Genomic DNA, 18,026 nt, shown 5'->3' with positions numbered 1-18,026 from the left:
ACTATGAGTGAACAGAAAATGATTCGAGGAGCCCGCATACTCCTAGAAACATTGAAGCGCTTGGGAGTAACAGACATATTTGGCTATCCTGGCGGCGCCGTAATTCCTATATACAATGAAATTTATGATTTTGAAGGTATCAACCATTACTTGGCACGTCATGAACAAGGGGCGGCCCATGAAGCAGACGGCTATGCCCGTGCGTCTGGTAAATGTGGGGTCTGTTTAGCTACATCTGGTCCAGGGGCGACGAACCTTGTGACAGGCATTATGACGGCTCATATGGATTCCATTCCTCTCTTAGCCATTACTGGTCAGGTGTGCAGCCACTTGCTGGGAAAAGATGCGTTCCAAGAATCGGATATCGTGGGTATTACCATGCCGGTGACGAAAAATAACTACTTGGTGAAAGATATCCGAGATATGATTCGCACTGTGAAAGAAGCATACTACCTAGCGACTACAGGTCGCCCAGGTCCAGTGCTCGTAGATATCACACGAGATGCGCAATTAGATGTTATTTCCTATGAAGAATTTGAAGCTATCTTCAATGAACCAATTTCTATCGAAGGTTATGACCCGAATTACATCGGACATCCAAAACAAATTAAAAAAGCCATCGACCTGTTGAAAGGTGCGAAACGACCTCTTATCATAGCAGGCCATGGGGTACTATTATCGAATGCTACAGAAGAACTTTATAAATTGGCCACAACGTGCCAAGTTCCAGTGGTGAATACTTTATTGGGCTTAGGTTCCTTTCCAGGAGAACACCAATTATCGCTAGGTATGCTAGGCATGCATGGTACGGTGTATGCCAACTATGCTGTCAATGAAGCAGATGTAGTACTTGCCTTAGGCATTCGTTTCGACGATCGTATTGCGGGGGTTCCGAAAGAATTCTGCAAAGAGGCTACCATCATCCACGTAGATATTGACCCAGCAGAAATTGGTAAAAATAAACTCATCGATGTGCCAATTGTAGGTGACTTGAAACATGTATTGAACGAAATGAATCATGAATTGACTCCACAAACTCATGAAAGTTGGTTGGAACGTATCCGTGAATGGCGTGAAGAGTATCCAATTCGCGTACGCCCTCATGAAGGAACTTCCTTATTACCACAAAAGGTGATTCAAGAAATCGACAATATCGTAAAAGGCAATGCCATCGTTGTGACCGACGTAGGACAACATCAAATGTGGACGTCTCAATTCATTACTTTCTCCAAACCGAATACGATCATTACATCCGGTGGTGCCGGTACGATGGGCTTTGGTTTGCCAGCAGCTATCGGTGCACAAGTGGCACAGCCAGACAAAAAAGTAGTACTCATCACAGGTGATGGAGGCTTACAAATGAACAGCCAAGAGTTGCTCTTATTGAAAGCCTACAATATCCCTGTGAAAGTTGTGATTATCAATAATGGTTTCTTAGGTATGGTTCGTCAATGGCAAGAGTTGTTCAATCAACGTCGCTATTCCTTCGTAGATCTAGAGGTAAACCCAGACTTTGAAACCTTGGCAAAAGCCTATGGTGTACAAGGGGTTACATTATCCACTATTGAAGACTTACGCAGCCAATTACGAGACCTCATCTTATCTGATGAACCAGTGGTGATTAACTGCGTGGTAGAACGAGAAGAAAATGTATTCCCAATGATCCCAGCTGGTTGCACAGCCAAAGATATGATGGGATTGAAAGGAGGCCCTGACAATGAGTAAAGTACAACAACACCAAGTGTTAGTGATTACAAAAAATAAACCAGGTATCGGGGCTAGAATCCTTTCCTTGTTCAATCGTCGTGGCTACTCTGTGACCCAAATGACATCGGGTATTTCCATTCCTAAGGATCAAGCGCGGATTACCTTAACGGTGGAAACAGACGAAGTGCAGTTGGATCAAATCCAAAAACAAATCTACAAATTAGTAGATGCTATCAAGGTAAAAGTATTTTCTCCAGAGCAAGTGGTACGCCGTGAATTGATGCTCATCAAGGTGAAAGCTGACGTGTCTGTACGACCACAAATCATCCAATTAGCGGATGTGTACCGTGGCAATGTACTTGATGTAGGACCTAGCTCTATCGTCATAGAAATTACAGGAGAAACGCAGAAACTAGATGCTTTCATAGAAATTATGAAAGAATATGGCATTTTGGAAATTGCGAAAACAGGTTGCACCGCTATGAGCCGTGGAGAAAAAATGTAATGGCTGTACCAGAAGCAAAACAAGGTGAGTTATTACATTATGAAGGTGTTACCTTCATACGCAATGGAGAGGCGATTTTACAAGGTGTAGATTGGCATGTGAAAGCAGGGGAAAACTGGGCGCTACTGGGTCTCAATGGGGCAGGTAAGTCCACCTTGTTGGGCATGATTATGGCCTACACCTGCGCTACCCGTGGTGAGGTCCGTGTGTTGGGACATACCTTTGGGCAATGCGTGTGGAAAGACGTAAAAGATCGTATCGGATTCGTCAGCTCTACATTGGGGCAATTTGAGCGAACCATGCGAGACGAAACAGTGCGACAAATTCTGCTCTCTGGAGCACATGGAACGATTGGTATATACCATGATGTGACAGAGGAAGAAGAACAACGCTGTGATGCGGTCCTAGCCAGTATGGGCTTGCAACAGTTACAACATCGTCATTTTGGTGTATTGTCCACAGGAGAACAACGACGAGCCCTCATCGGCCGGGCACTGATGACGAGTCCAGACTTACTTATCTTGGATGAACCATGCAATGGATTAGATGTACCGAGCCGAGAGCAATTGCTCCGCCATCTCAATCGACAAGGGGCGCAGGATAGTCCGTGTCCGTTCATCTATGTGACTCATCAAATCGAGGAAATTCTTCCCACAGTGACCCATGTGGCACTCTTGAAAGAAGGTAAAATCTTCCAAGCGGGGCCGAAACATGAGGTCATTACCAATGAGATATTATCAGCACTGTATGGACTTTCAGTGAAAGTAACCTGGGTCCAAGATCGACCTTGGTTACAAGTACTTTCATAAAATGTTTTTATAGAGTGTACAAAGATATTTTTATTTATACCAAATTATCATACTAAGTATGGTAAATCCGTAAGCCGAATGGCTTAAAATCAGTTGAATTTCACTAGAAAATCTAGTAAATTATAAACATCATTATGTATTACAAAGTAGGAGGTTATCACAATGGCAGGTAACATTTTAGGCACACAAGTATTTTATGATGCAGATTGCAATCTACAAGCATTAGTAGGTAAAAAAATTACAGTTCTTGGCTACGGTTCCCAAGGTCATGCGCATGCATTGAACTTGAAAGAAAGCGGCATGGACGTACAAATCGGTCTTCGTGAAGGTTCCAAATCTTGGAAAGAAGCAGAAGAAGCTGGTTTCGTAGTAAAAGAAACAGGCGAGGCTGTAAAAGGTGCAGACGTTGTGATGATCTTAATTCCAGATGAATTACAAGCAGAAACTTACGAAAAATCCATCGCTCCTAACCTTAAAAAAGGTGCGTACTTGGCATTTGCTCATGGTTTCAACATTCATTTCGGTAAAATTAAACCATCTGCTGACGTAAACGTATTCATGGTAGCTCCTAAAGGCCCTGGTCACTTAGTACGTCGTACATTCCAAGAAGGTTCTGGCGTTCCTTGCTTGTACGCTGTATACGCAGACCCAAGTGGAGATACTAAAGAAGTGGCATTGGCATGGGCATCTGGTGTAGGCGGTGGCCGTTCCGGTATCTTGGAAACTGATTTCCGTCAAGAAACTGAAACTGACTTATTCGGCGAACAAGCAGTACTTTGCGGCGGCGTATGTGCGTTGATGCAAACTGGTTTCGAAGTGTTGGTAGAAGCTGGTTATAACCCAGTTAATGCATACTTTGAATGTGTTCATGAAATGAAATTAATCATCGACTTAATCTACGAAGGTGGTTTCGAAACAATGCGTAAATCCATCTCCAACACAGCTGAATTCGGTGACTATATTACAGGACCAAAAGTAATCCCAGCAGCAGCGAAAGAAGCTATGCGCGGTGTATTGAAAGATATCCAAGACGGCAAATTTGCTGATCAATTCCTTGGTGACTATGCAGCAGGTTACCCTTACTTACAAGAACAACGTAAACAAGCAGCAGCACATCAAGTAGAAGAAGTGGGCGGCGAATTACGTAAATTGATGCCTTGGATCAAAAAGTAAATAGCCTTCATGTCCATCATGAAGTAGCATAAGGAAAGCACGCAACACACTCCTTCACAAACGGTATTTCATAATGTTTGCTCAGGAGCATGTTGCGTGCTTTTTATGTAGATGATACATGGAGGAAAAGAAGGCTATTTACTTTTAGGGGCTTTTTGTGGCGGGACTTGTGACGCTATGTAGCCTTGTGGTGTTCGTATAGCTAACTTGTGCAAAGGGAAGAGCACGGCACATTCCTTCAGAAACGGTATTTCATAATGTTTCTTCAGGAACATGCCGTGCTCTTTTTACAGTGGATGCAATTATGATACAAGTGAACGTGACTTAGTCTTAGTTTGTTCGGGGCACACGGTGCTCTTCTTGTGTTTGTGTGATTTAGGTAGTAAAGGAACGCCACAAAGGCTACTACTCGTAACGGCGTTCCTCAGGTGAAGGATATAGATTTTATTATTGACTTTATCTTTTTCAATGCGTATACTGTTATTAGAGATACTAGTATCTCTAATATTTGTTGTTACTTAATAAGCAACTAAAATAAGATTAAGTTCAAATGGTTGTCGCTACTCGATATGCGACTCAATAAGTGTTCGAGCTCAAATAGTTAGACTCCATTCAAAAGAATGGGGTCTATTTTTTAGGGAGGAGTTTATGAATACAGGTCACTTTTATTATATAAAAGATCAATACTTTATAGATTTTCCAGATCCACACTTAATGAAAAATAAAGAAACCATAGATGGTCAGCTACATGATAGACCATGCTTTTATGCTTTTTTAGATACAGCAACTAAATTATATTGGATGATACCTTTTTCATCGCAAGTAGATAAATTTCAGAAAATATATAATACGAAGATTGATAAATATGGAAAATGTGACAATATTTTATTTGGGGAAGTTCTTGGGTATGAGAAGGCTTTTCTAATTCAGAATATGTGTCCAGTTAGTATCTTATATATTAAAAATGAATACGTAGATGGATTTTATAAAAAACCTGTCAGAGTTGACGGTCGATTTGAAAGAGAATTACAAAAGAAAGCTCGTAAAGTTTTAGCTTTACAAAGAAAAGGGATGCGATTAATTTTCCCTAATGTATTGGAAATTGAACGACTTTTGTTATTAAATAAATAACTTATAGCATAGGTTATAGATGTAATACAATCATCACTTGTGACGTTCGTGACTACATAGGGCAAAGGGAAGCGCACGGTGCTCTCCTGTTGATGATTGTCACATTCAATTAATGATATATAGCAAATGAAGAGCACGGCACATTCCTTCAGAAACGGTATTTCATAATGTTTCTTCAGGAACATGCCGTGCTCTTTTTACAGTGGATGCAATTATGATACAAGTGAACGTGACTTAGTCTTAGTTTGTTCGGGGCACATCGTGCTCTTCTTGTGTTTGTTTGATTTAGGTAGTAAAGGAATGTCACAAAGGCTTACTACTTGTAATGGCGTTCCTCAGGGAATAGTGTCATTTGCAAACTTGTGATTTGCTTAGTTTGCTGATTATTATGGTATTAGGTTTATATAAACAGTACGAATAAATTATGTTATAATAAAAAATGCAAGAGTCATTGACGTATTGTTAGGCTCATCTCTTCCTAGTATGGGAGGAGGTGGTTGCTATGACTAAGTATGAAAAAATCTCTTTGATGATTTCTATTGCTAGTTTAGCAATTCAGCTCATTGATCTACTTAAGTAGACAATGAAAAAGCCTAACGTATAAGGTCTAGCACACCTTAACACGTTAGGCAAATTTCACTTTTAGAATTTCTGAGATGGGCCTAACGCTAGCAGACGTCAATGGCTCTTCTTTTGTTGGTTTAATTATAGCACAGGTTATAGAAATATTACAAATGCTATGACTCGTAATGGCGTTCACCAAAATAGTATTCGTAATGTTATTATTTCACATATTATATATTTTGATATATAATGATTGTAAGAGAGTTACTAACGTGAGTTAGGCTTGTCTCTTCCTAGTATAGGAGGAGGTGATACTAGGAGAAAGTATGAAAAGTATACTTTATTGCTTTATCTAATTTCTGTAATAGTAAGTATCATTGACCTATTTAAAGATCTATTTAAATAGACAATGAAAATGCCTAACGTAAAAATAAGTATAACCAGTACTTATACACGTTAGGCATCATCAGTTCGTAGTCTTTGAGATGAGCCTAACGCTAACCGCACGTTAATGGCTCTCTTTTTGATACCCCAAGTATAGCATAGTTTGCTATCAAATACAATCGTCACTTGTTCTGCTATGTGTCGTCACTTGTGACGCTATGTAGCCTTGTGGCGTTCGTAACTAAATAAGATAAAGGAAAGACCGCAACATACTCCTTCTCAAACTGATCCTACGGTAGGTTTGTTCAGGAGCACGTTGCGGTCTTTTGCATTTGTGTAAGTTAGATAGTAAGGAATGCCACAAAGGCTACTACTCGTAATGGTGTTCCTCAGAGTGGGAAGAGGTAGTAACAATTGTCTTTTTACTTAAAATATATAAATACACATTTTTTTGAGTGTGGCATACAATGAGTTGTGTGAATTTTAATTGTGCAAATAAATGGAGAAATTTTAGTAGATAGGAAATGTAACATCTAAATTCTTCTACAATAATATACACAATAATTTAATTATAAATATTTTGAATAAATATCGTAAAATTGTTAGCTTGGGATGTAATAATACATATCTGTTGATGTCTAATTTTATTTAGGAATAAAAATGCGAATTATTGCTTAAAACTAATGATTTATACATAAAATTAAAGTTTATATGAATTGATATGCAATATATAAATAGCAAATGAAGGTAGTCGTAGATAGTAAGAATACTGTTATTCTATAGATTGCAGATAAAATGTGAAAGATTTTTAAACTGGTGGTTGATAATGTATACAAATTCATGTATAATGATATCGAAATAATTTGAACTAGATTTACACAATAAATTATTTGCTAGGTCGTGGCTAACAAATATATGTAGTGTGTATGGTTCGTGTATAAATATTGCTTTCCACGAAAGGACCTTTGGGAGACTAAGGTTTATTTTTAGTTTGTTATGGTTTGATATAAGAATCATCTTTCTATATTCTTTTACGCAATATGGTATCTGAGTATACGATATGAGTCGATTTGAAATATTTTGCTATGCTGTAACAATACTGAATGAGTAATGAGTGTAGTATATAGAAATAAAACACAAGTTAGATGTAATGTTCGTACAAGCAGTACAGAGAAGGAGAAGTATATATGGGATTGAATCATGTATATAAAGTAGTTTGGAACAAAACTAAGGGATGCTATGTAGTAGTATCTGAATTAGCAAAGCGTGTAGGTCGTAATAAAGCAAAAGCGATTGTGATGACTACAGCGGCTATGGCTATGGCAGTAAGCCCTACAGTGATGCAAAATGTAGGGGCTGTTAATGATGCAGGGACAGGAAGTGCCGATGCGGTTGCTCTTGGTCAAGGGGCAAATGCGAATCAGGCACGTGCTATCGCTATAGGTAAAGGGGCAACAAATACTAATGGTCAAGATACGATTGCGATTGGTACTGATACAAAAGTACAAGGTCATACTAGTATTGTCATTGGTAAAAATGCCAAAATCACAGATAAAGTTGCGGAAGGTACTGTAGTTATTGGCCGTGATGCATTCAGTGAGGGATCTGGCAAGGGAGAACGTCCTAACACAGTGGTTGGTCGTGGTGCCTATACAGCATTTGGTCAAAATGGTGAATACCGTTTGAACGCCTCTACAGCAATTGGTTTACAAGCTGGTGCGGGTGTGATTGTAGATCCAGCTAACAATCGAAAACTAGTGAACAATAATACAAATGCAGATAATAATGCCGAGGTGCTTGTTAAAGCTGGTTATGGTTTAGATGAGAAGGCTCCTGCAGATACGAAAGCAGCATTACAAGGGGGGAATGTAAATAATAATTTAACATTCTATCGTAAAAATCATATCAATGAAGGTACTGCGATTGGCGTAGAAGCTCGTGCTATTGGTGATCAATCTATTGCTATCGGTGGACAGGTAGTTGCTGGTGATGGTGTAGTTGCCTTAGGTGGTAATGATACAGATGCGTTGCGTGGTAATAAATATCAAGTTGTCACAGATGATGCAGTGAATAAAACGAATGTAAATACCATTGATGACTATAACTTAGCATACACGGAAAGTAAAGCAACAGTAGCAGGACAATACAAAAACCTTGTAGGTCGTGATATGCCAACGGCTTATAAATCTACGTATGGTCAATCTGGTTCTGTTGTTATCGGTATGGAAGCCCATTCCACAACAGCTTTGGGTACAGCTATCGGTACTAACTCCGTAGTTCGTATGGGTGCTTTTGGTGCTACAGCTATCGGTGCTGGTTCTACGGTACAACCAAATGCAGAAGCTGCAGTAGCTATCGGTATGGGTTCCGTAGCGAATGGTGCCTATGCCTTAGCAGGTGGTACAGCATCTTGGGCGGACTATGGTGATATTGCTTTAGGTTACCAAGCGAAAGCTACTGGTAAAGATGGCGCCATTGCTATGGGTCGTGCTACGAATGCACAAGGTGACTCCTCCATCATGATCGGTGGTGCGAATATTGCCTCTGCAGCGGCTCAAACTACAAAGTTCCAAAAAGATAATGGACAGGTTGTGAAAAAAACCGTAACTGAAAAAATCAATGGTAAACCGGTAAACCGGGAATATAGTTTTGCTGGTACGACTCCAACTACAGGAACAGTAGCTGATGCGTATGAAGTATTGACTGGTCTTCCTATGGACACAGCTCCAGTTGATTTTGCTAAAAATAAAAATGGTCACGCCTCCACATCCTTAGGTGTGCATGCATTATCTAAAGGTGATTTAAGTACAGCTATTGGTGCAGGGGCTCGTTCTAATGAAATTGGATCTGTAGCCTTAGGTGTAGGTGCTCATGCAACACGTCAAAATGCGGTGGCTATTGGTACTGGTTCTACTACTGATTTAGTAGGCTCACGTCAATTAAGTGTAAGCTACGATAAAGATGGTAATATTGTTGATGATAACTCACCAAATAAAGCGTACACTTTCAACTGGGCTGGTGGTACAAATACAGCAGAAGGTGACGTAGTATCCTTTGGTAGCTCTGGGGCAGAACGTCAATTAAAAAATGTAGCAGCTGGTCGTGTAGCAGATGATTCTACAGATGCTATCAATGGTTCTCAGTTAAACTCTATTTCTAAAAAATTAGCTACAGGTTGGAACATTGCTGGTGACCCTAAAACGAAAGTGGCTGGTATTGGCACAGATGACCAAGTAAACTTTGTGAATGGTAATGGTACAACAGTGACTGTTACAAAACAAGAAGAAGTAAAAAATGGTAATACTGTAACCACAGCTAAAGGTGCGAATGTAAAATTCGATGTGAAAGCTGCAGACGGATCTATTACATCAAATGCAAACGGTATTTCTGTTAATACAGATGATGCGACTATCGGTAAAACTTCAGATGGCAAACTAAAAGCTAATACTGGTACTATCAATACTGGTAATGATGGAAAAGCAGCTCCTAATACAGGAGATGAAAATAAATTAGCTACTGTAAATACAGTGGTAGATGCTGTGAACAATGCTGCTTGGAAAGCAACTGCTGGAAGCGTTGATAATGGTACAGAAACTGGTAAATCAGAAGAAAAAATTAAAGCTGGAGATTTAGTTACTTTCAAAGCGGGTGACAATCTTGCTATTAAACAAGACGGTAAAAACTTTATCTATTCCTTAAAACCTGAATTGACAGGTTTAACGAGTGCTGGTTTCAAAAATGCTGCTGGTGATACAACTGTAATCAATGGCAATGGTATGACAATCACTCCAAAAGATACGCCAGCAAATCAAGTATCTTTGACAAAAGATGGCTTAGATAATGGTGGTAAAACAATTAAAAATGTTACATCTGGTTTGACAAATTACCCAGCAGGAACACCAAAAGAGGGTCTTGTAGATTTAAGTAAACCAGCTACAGGTGCTCCAGCTGTTCCTGATACTACAGCAGCTACTGTGGGTGATTTACGTAATATGGGTTGGGTTGTATCTTCGGACAAAACAACAGGTGAATTAACAAAAGCATACACAGCCCAAGTAAAAAATGCTGACGAAGTAAAATTCGTAGGAGAAGGTGGGGTTACTGTATCTGGTAAAACAGAGAATGGTATTCGTACAATCACTGTGAAAGCAGAGGCTCAAGAAATGCCTGAGCAACCTGTAAGTTATACAACTGCAGATGGTACGAAAGTATATCCAGTAAAAGATGCAAATGGCAATGTGACTTACCATACAACTCCAGATGGAAAAGGTACTGAAATCCCTAAAGAGAATGTGATTGCTTCTATCAATGGTCCAGAAGGTACTAAGGCACCAACTACATTATCTAATGTAGCAGGTAACTTAGATGGTGCTAAAAAAGATACACAAGCGCCAACTACTGAACATGCTCCTGTTAATACAAAAGATGCAGCAGCTTCTAACTATGTAAATCCTAATAATGCGGCTACTGTAGGTGACGTATTAAATGCAGGTTGGAACTTACAAAACAACGGTACTGCGAAAGACTTCGTAAAACCATATGACACTGTAAACTTCGTGAATGGTGCTAATACAACAGCAGTAGTAACTACGTCTGCAGATGGAACAACAAGTGATGTAACATACAATGTAACAGGATTACCTGTAACATACACAGATAAAGATGGTAAGCCAGTATCTAAAATTGGTGATAAATACTATCCAGTGAATGAGAAAGGTCAACCTATTACTCCAGATGGTAAACCAGCTGTAAAAACGAATGCAGAAGGTAAACCAGTTGCAGAAGATGGCACTGTTATTGAGCCAGTAGATACTACAAAACCATTAAAAACTGCCTTAGTAAATCCAACTCCAGCAGGAGATAAAACAAATACAACAGATCCAACAGCATTAAATAATGTAACATCTGGTTTGAATAAATATGGTGATACAGTTGATGGTGCACAAGTACCAGGATCTACACCTGCGAATAATGGATTAGTAGATTTATCTAAACCAGCAGATGGTAGTGAGCCAAAAGTTAGCGATAACACAGCGGCTACTGTAGGTGATTTACGTAATATGGGTTGGATTGTATCTTCTGATAAAACAACTGGTAGTCTAGATACACCTTATACAGCTACAGTGAAAAATGCTAACGAAGTGAAATTCGTAGGTGAAGGTACAGCCACAGTATCTGGTAAAACAGATGATAACGGTGTACGTACTATCACTGTAAAAGTGGACGATCAAGCAGCTGCAAATAATGCGGTATCTCCTGTAGTATACACAGATGAAAATGGCGATCGTGTATATCCAACTGGTGAAAAAGATCCACAAGGTAACCCAATCTTCAAGAAAAATCCAAATGGTACTGGCGATACTGTAACTGGTCCAGTGAAAACAAGCATTAACGGACCAAAAGGTACAAAAACTCCAGCTACGTTGGACAATGTGAAACATAACTTACCAACTGTAAATGATACTGATAAAAATGCATCTGATGTAGATGGTAATCCAATCGATGGTAAAAACAATACAGCAGCTCCTATTACAGCAGCAGATGCAGCTGACTTATTGAACCCAACAAAAGATGGACAACCAAACCCTAAATTTGCTGGTAACAATGCAGCTACAGTATCTGATGTATTGAATGCAGGTTGGAACTTACAAAACAATGGCGAAGCTCGTGATTTTGTAAAACCATATGATACTGTAAACTTCGTGAATGGTGCTAATACAACAGCAGTAGTAACAACTAATGAAGATGGTACAACAAGCAATGTAACGTACAATGTAACAGGATTACCTGTGACGTTCACAGATAAAGATGGTAAACCAGTATCTAAAATTGGTGATAAATACTATCCAGTGAATGAAAAAGGTCAACCGGTTACTCCAGATGGTAAACCAGCTGTAAAAACTAATGAAGAAGGTAAACCAGTTACAGCAGATGGTACTGTTATTGAACCAATCGATACAAAAGCAAATCCATTACAATCCAATTTGGTGAATCCTAATGTAGAAAATACAAAAGAAAAACCAAATAATCAAACTACAAGTCCAACACAATTGGGTAATGTAGCGAATGGTGCTAACACATTTGATCCAGTAGATGGCAAAAAATTAGGTAATGACGGTAAATGGTATAATGCAGCGGATGTACTTCCAAATGGTCAACCAAAAGAGAATGTACAACCAGTAGCGAAGCCAGAAAACGTTGGTAAAGCAGGTTTGATTGACTTCAGCAACTCTAACCCTAATAATGCAGCTACTGTAGGTGATTTACAAAACTTAGGTTGGATTGTATCTGCAGAAGGTAACAACTATTCTGATCAAGTACGTAATGCTAACGAAGTGAAATTCGTAGGTGAAGGTACAGCTACAGTTACTGGTAAAACAGATGAGAATGGTGTACGTACTATCACTGTAAAAGTGGACGACCAAGTGTCTACAAATAATGCACAAACACCTGTAGTTTACACAGATAAAGATGGTAAGAAAGTATATCCAATTAAAGGTGATGATGGTACTGTAACATATCACACAACTCCAAATGGAAAAGGTGATAATGATGAAGTTGTACCAAATAATAATGTTGTTACATCTATCAATGGTCCTGAAGGTACAACAAGTCCAACAGAATTGAAAAATGTGAAAAACAACATTCCAGCAGTGAATGATGCTGATAAAAAAGTTACAAATCCAGATGGTACAGAAAAAGGAACTGCCGGAGATGTAAACAATATCAACAAAGCTCCATTGACAGCAACGGAAGCAGCTGACTTATTGAACCCAACAAAAGATGGAAAACCAAATCCTAACTTTGCTGGTAACAATGCAGCTACAGTATCCGATGTATTAAATGCTGGTTGGAACTTACAAAATAACGGCGAAGCTCGTGATTTTGTGAAACCATTTGATACTGTAAACTTCGTAAACGGTGGCAATACAACTGCAGTGGTAACTACAGCAGCAGATGGCACAACAAGCGATGTGACTTTCAATGTAACAGGCTTACCAATTACATATACAACAGCGGATGGTAAACCAGTATCTAAAGTGGGCGATAAATTCTACCCAGTAAATGAAAAAGGTGAACCAGTAAGTGAAGCCGGTAACCCAGTTGTAGGTAAAAATGATGATGGTGATTTGGTAGATAAAGATGGAAATGTAATCAAACCAATTGATACAGCAAAAGATCCATTGAAATCTAATTTAGTAAATCCTAATGTGGCTAACTCTGAAGCAGCTCCAAACAACCAAACAACAACTCCAACAACATTGAATAATGTGAAAAGTAATTTACCAACTGTAAATGATGCTGATAAAAAAGCATATGATGTAGATGGTAACCCAATCGATGGCAAAAACAATACAGCAGCTCCTATTACAGCAGCAGATGCAGCTGATTTATTGAATCCAACAAAAGATGGAAAACCAAATCCTAAATTTGCTGGTAACAATGCAGCTACAGTATCTGATGTACTGAATGCAGGTTGGAACTTACAAAACAACGGTACTGCGAAAGATTTCGTAAAACCATATGACACTGTAAACTTTGTGGACGGTGCTAATACAACAGCAGTAGTAACTACTAATGAAGATGGCACAACAAGCAATGTTACATACAATGTAACAGGATTGCCTGTGACATTCACAGATAAAGATGGTAAACCAGTATCTAAAATTGGTGATAAATACTATCCAGTGAATGAAAAAGGTCAACCGGTTACTCCAGATGGTAAGCCAGCTGTAAAAACTAATGCAGAAGGTAAACCAGTTACAGAAGATGGTACTGTTATTGAACCAATCGATACAAAAACAAATCCATTACAATCCAATTTGGTGAATCCTAATGTAGAAAATACAAAAGAAAAACCAAATAACCAAACTACAAGTCCAACACAATTGGGTAATGTAGCGAATGGTGCTAACACATTTGATCCAGTAGATGGCAAAAAATTAGGTAATGATGGTAAATGGTATAATGCGGCGGACGTACTTCCAAATGGTCAACCAAAAGAGAATGTACAACCAGTAGAAAAACCAGAAAACGTTGGCAAAGCAGGGTTGATTGACTTCAGCAACTCTAACCCTAATAATGCAGCTACTGTAGGTGATTTACAAAACTTAGGCTGGATTGTATCTGCAGAAGGTAACAAATACTCTGATCAAGTACGTAATGCTAACGAAGTGAAATTCGTAGGTGAAGGTACAGCGAGCGTTACTGGTAAAACAGATGAGAATGGTGTACGTACTATCACTGTAAAAGTAGATGACCAAGTGTCTACAAATAATGCACAAACACCTGTGAATTATACAAATAAAGATGGTAAAAAAGTATATCCAGTCAAAGATGAAAATGGCAATGTAACTTACCATACAACTCCAGATGGAAAAGGTAAAGGAGATGAAACAGTACCAGCAGGTGATGTAATTACATCTCTAAATGGTCCTGAAGGTACAACAACTCCAACAACATTGAATAATGTGAAAAACAATATCCCAGCGGTGAATGATGCTGATAAAAAAGTTACAAACCCTGATGGTACAGAAAAAGGAACCGCAGGAGATGTAAACAATATCAACAAAGCTCCATTGACAGCAACGGAAGCAGCTGACTTATTGAACCCAACAAAAGATGGAAAACCAAATCCTAACTTTGCTGGTAACAATGCAGCTACAGTATCCGATGTATTAAATGCTGGTTGGAACTTACAAAATAACGGCGAAGCTCGTGATTTTGTGAAACCATTTGATACTGTAAACTTCGTAAACGGTGGCAATACAACTGCAGTGGTAACTACAGCAGCAGATGGCACAACAAGCGATGTGACTTTCAATGTAACAGGCTTACCAATTACATATACAACAGCAGATGGTAAACCAGTATCTAAAGTGGGCGATAAATTCTACCCAGTAAATGAAAAAGGTCAACCAATTGGTCCAGACGGTAAACCAGCTGTTAAAACAGCTCCAAATGGTGACTTATTGGATAAAGCGGGTAATGTAATTCAACCAATTGATACAGCAAAAAATCCATTGAAATCTAATATGGTTAACCCTAATGTGGCTAATACAGCAGGTGCACCAAATAACCAAACTACGACTCCAACACAATTAGGTAATGTAGCGAATGGTGCGGAAACATTCAAACCTGCTGATGATGTAAAATTAGCGAATGATGGTAAATGGTATAATGCAGCAGATGTAAAACCTAATGGAGCACCAAAAACAGCAGAAGAAAACAATGGAAAAGAACCAACTCCAGTAGCTAACCCGTTGTCCACTAAAAATAAAGCTGGTGATATTCTTGAAAAAGGTAATGATGGTAACTGGTACAAAGCTAGTGATCTAGAAAATGGTGAACCTAAGCCTAATGTTGATGCACAAACTCCAGTGGTGAAACCAGACAATACTGAAAAAGCTGGTCTCGTAAACTTTGAAAACTCTAATCCTAACAATGCAGCTACAGTAGGTGATTTACAAAACTTAGGCTTTGTAGTAGCCGCGCATGACAATGGCTATGTTGAACAAATGCGTAATGCAAACAAAGTAGAGTTTAAAGGTAGCAACGGCGTACAAATAACAGGTAAAACATTAAAAGATGGTACTCGTGAAATTACAGTAGCTTTAAAAGAAGGTCGTGTAACAAACGATGTAATTATTACGAATGCAGATGGTACTGAAACACATGCTGTTCGTGGTGAAGATGGTAAAATTTACACAAAAGATCCTAAAACTGGTAAAGCTACGAAGACTGAAATCACAATAGCTCCTACAGATACTGTAACTAATGATGGTAATGCGTATGTAACTGGTAATTCTGTAGCGACAGCTATCCAAAAATCTGGTTGGAATATTGGTATTGGCTCTACAGATAAAGCTTTCAGTGAAAAGGCTAAAACATATGAAAGAGTTAACCCTAAGGATAACGTAAAATATGTAAATGGTGCGAATACAACAGTATCTATGGCAGTGGATGCAGCAAAGGATAGAGATGGTACTACAGTTACTACAACGTATGTGAAAGTAGATGTAAACCGTGACCTTCATATTGACAGTGTAACAACTGGTGGTCCAGCGAAAGATAAAGATGGTAACCCATTGAAATTAGTAGATGGCAAATACTATCCTGAAAACGCGTTGGTAGAAGATGGAAAAGTATATCCAGCAGGTACTACTTTCATCGATGGTAAAGCATATCCAGCAAATACAGTGATGATTGATGGTAAAGCATATCCAGCAGGCTCTGCAAAAGATCCTAAAACAAATGCAATTGTGAAAGACGGTCAACCAGCTCCAGAAGTACAACCTGTTACACCATTAACAGCGACAGACGTAGCTAACGTGGCACCTGGTAAAGACGGTGCTATGACTGTGAAAGACGCTAAAGGTAACGATGGCGTATCTGCTAAAGCTAAAGATGGTAAAGGTACTTTAACATTGAAAGATGCTGGCAAAGATGGAAAAGATGCTTCTCAAGTAAATATTTCTACAGCAAAAGCGCCAGCTGATTTGGAAAATACACCAAAAGATGCAGTTCGTGCAAATGATGGTAACTGGTATGCACCTGCAGATGTTACAGTAGAAGTAAAAGATGGAAAAACTGTAGTCACACCAAAAGCAGGTAAAACTCCAATTCCAAATGCGCCAACTATGGATCGTATCCAATACACAGGTACAGATGGTAAGCCTCGTAATGTGGCGACTATGGATGACGGCCTTCGTTTTGTAGGTGATGATGGGGAAACTATCAGTAAACCGTTGAATTCCACTATGGAATTTACAGGTGGTAACCGTGAAAATGGTAAGCCAGTAGCGAAAGCAGATACAACAACAGGCAATATTGGCGTATTCCATGACAATGGTAAATTATCTATTCAATTAGCTAAAGATTTAGAAAAAATGAGTTCTGCTCACTTTGAGAACCCAGATGGAACATCCACTAAGATTACTGGTAATGGCGTATCCATCACTCCTGAAACAGCAATATTGAAAGATCCAAAAACTAAAAAACCAATTCTTGATAAAGATGGTAATCCAAAAGTAGATCCTACAAAAATAGTATCTTTCGGAGCTCCTACTATTGTTCGAGACGAAAAAGGTAATCCGGTAGTCAACGAAAAAGGTGAACCAGTAATGAAATCTAATATTTCTGCTGGTGGCCAAGTGATATCTAATGTAGCACCAGGTGTAGCTGATACAGATGCAGTTAACGTATCTCAATTAAAAGGTGTAGCCAATAACATCAATATGCGTATGAACCGTATGGGTGCACAAGCTGCAGCGATGGGTGCATTACGTCACTTACAATATGATCCATTAGAGCCAACAACAATTATGGCTGGTGTGGGTGCATATAAAGGTGAAGCTGCCTTAGCATTAGGTATTGCACATTACAAAAATGAGTCTACCTTATTCCATGCAGGCGCATCTATCGGTAGCCGTGGTGATGAATTAATGGCGAATGCAGGTGTGAGCTGGAAATTTGGATCCCGTGCAGATGAAACAGCAGTAAAAGACACATTCCGTCAAGGTCCTATCAGTTCTTCTTATACTTTACAAGATAAAGTATCAGCTTTAGAAGCACAAAACCAAGTGCAAAAAGATGAAATTAATAACTTAAAAGCACAATTAGCGGAAGTACTTCAATATGTTAAGAAAGGTTAATCTTTCTTATAGAGGTATGCTTCTTAGAAGAATGAAGCAGAATTCTGTGAACTAAGATACAAGGGCTGTAATGGATATGTAATAACATATTGTATTGCA

6 protein-coding genes are annotated in these 18,026 nt (G+C 38.9%); all 6 read left to right on the top strand.

All coding sequences use genetic code 11. From position 1 onward, the window contains the following. Positions 1-3: 3 nt before the first annotated feature. Complete coding sequence (gene ilvB / locus EO127_RS06890; protein ID WP_127448705.1) at positions 4-1,725, top strand: biosynthetic-type acetolactate synthase large subunit; 1,722 nt, start codon at positions 4-6, stop codon at positions 1,723-1,725. Further along, positions 1,718-2,212, top strand: coding sequence for an acetolactate synthase small subunit (gene ilvN / locus EO127_RS06885; RefSeq protein ID WP_126938427.1), 495 nt, complete (start codon positions 1,718-1,720; stop codon positions 2,210-2,212). The genes ilvB and ilvN overlap by 8 nt, the downstream gene beginning before the upstream one ends. Continuing rightward, positions 2,212-3,021: an ABC transporter ATP-binding protein gene (locus tag EO127_RS06880; protein ID WP_127448704.1), complete on the top strand. Its 810-nt coding sequence runs from the start codon at positions 2,212-2,214 to the stop codon at positions 3,019-3,021. The genes ilvN and EO127_RS06880 overlap by 1 nt, the downstream gene beginning before the upstream one ends. A gap of 162 nt (positions 3,022-3,183) precedes the next feature. After that, positions 3,184-4,194 (top strand): ketol-acid reductoisomerase, encoded by a 1,011-nt coding sequence (ilvC, locus tag EO127_RS06875; protein WP_127069415.1) that lies wholly within the window; start codon positions 3,184-3,186, stop codon positions 4,192-4,194. Between the two features lie 648 nt (positions 4,195-4,842). After that, positions 4,843-5,325, top strand: coding sequence for a type III toxin-antitoxin system CptIN family toxin (gene cptIN, locus EO127_RS06870; protein WP_127448703.1), 483 nt, complete (start codon positions 4,843-4,845; stop codon positions 5,323-5,325). 2,135 nt (positions 5,326-7,460) lie between these two features. Further along, the gene (locus tag EO127_RS06865; protein ID WP_127448702.1) at positions 7,461-17,927 is read left to right on the top strand and encodes an ESPR-type extended signal peptide-containing protein; all 10,467 of its coding nucleotides are present in this window, start codon (positions 7,461-7,463) and stop codon (positions 17,925-17,927) included. Positions 17,928-18,026 lie beyond the last annotated feature (99 nt).

The organism is Veillonella sp. 3310, assembly GCF_003999875.1.
Taxonomy (GTDB): Bacteria; Bacillota; Negativicutes; order Veillonellales; family Veillonellaceae; genus F0422.
Note: the sequence above shows the minus strand (reverse complement) of the source record. Positions and strands in the feature narration are given on the sequence as shown.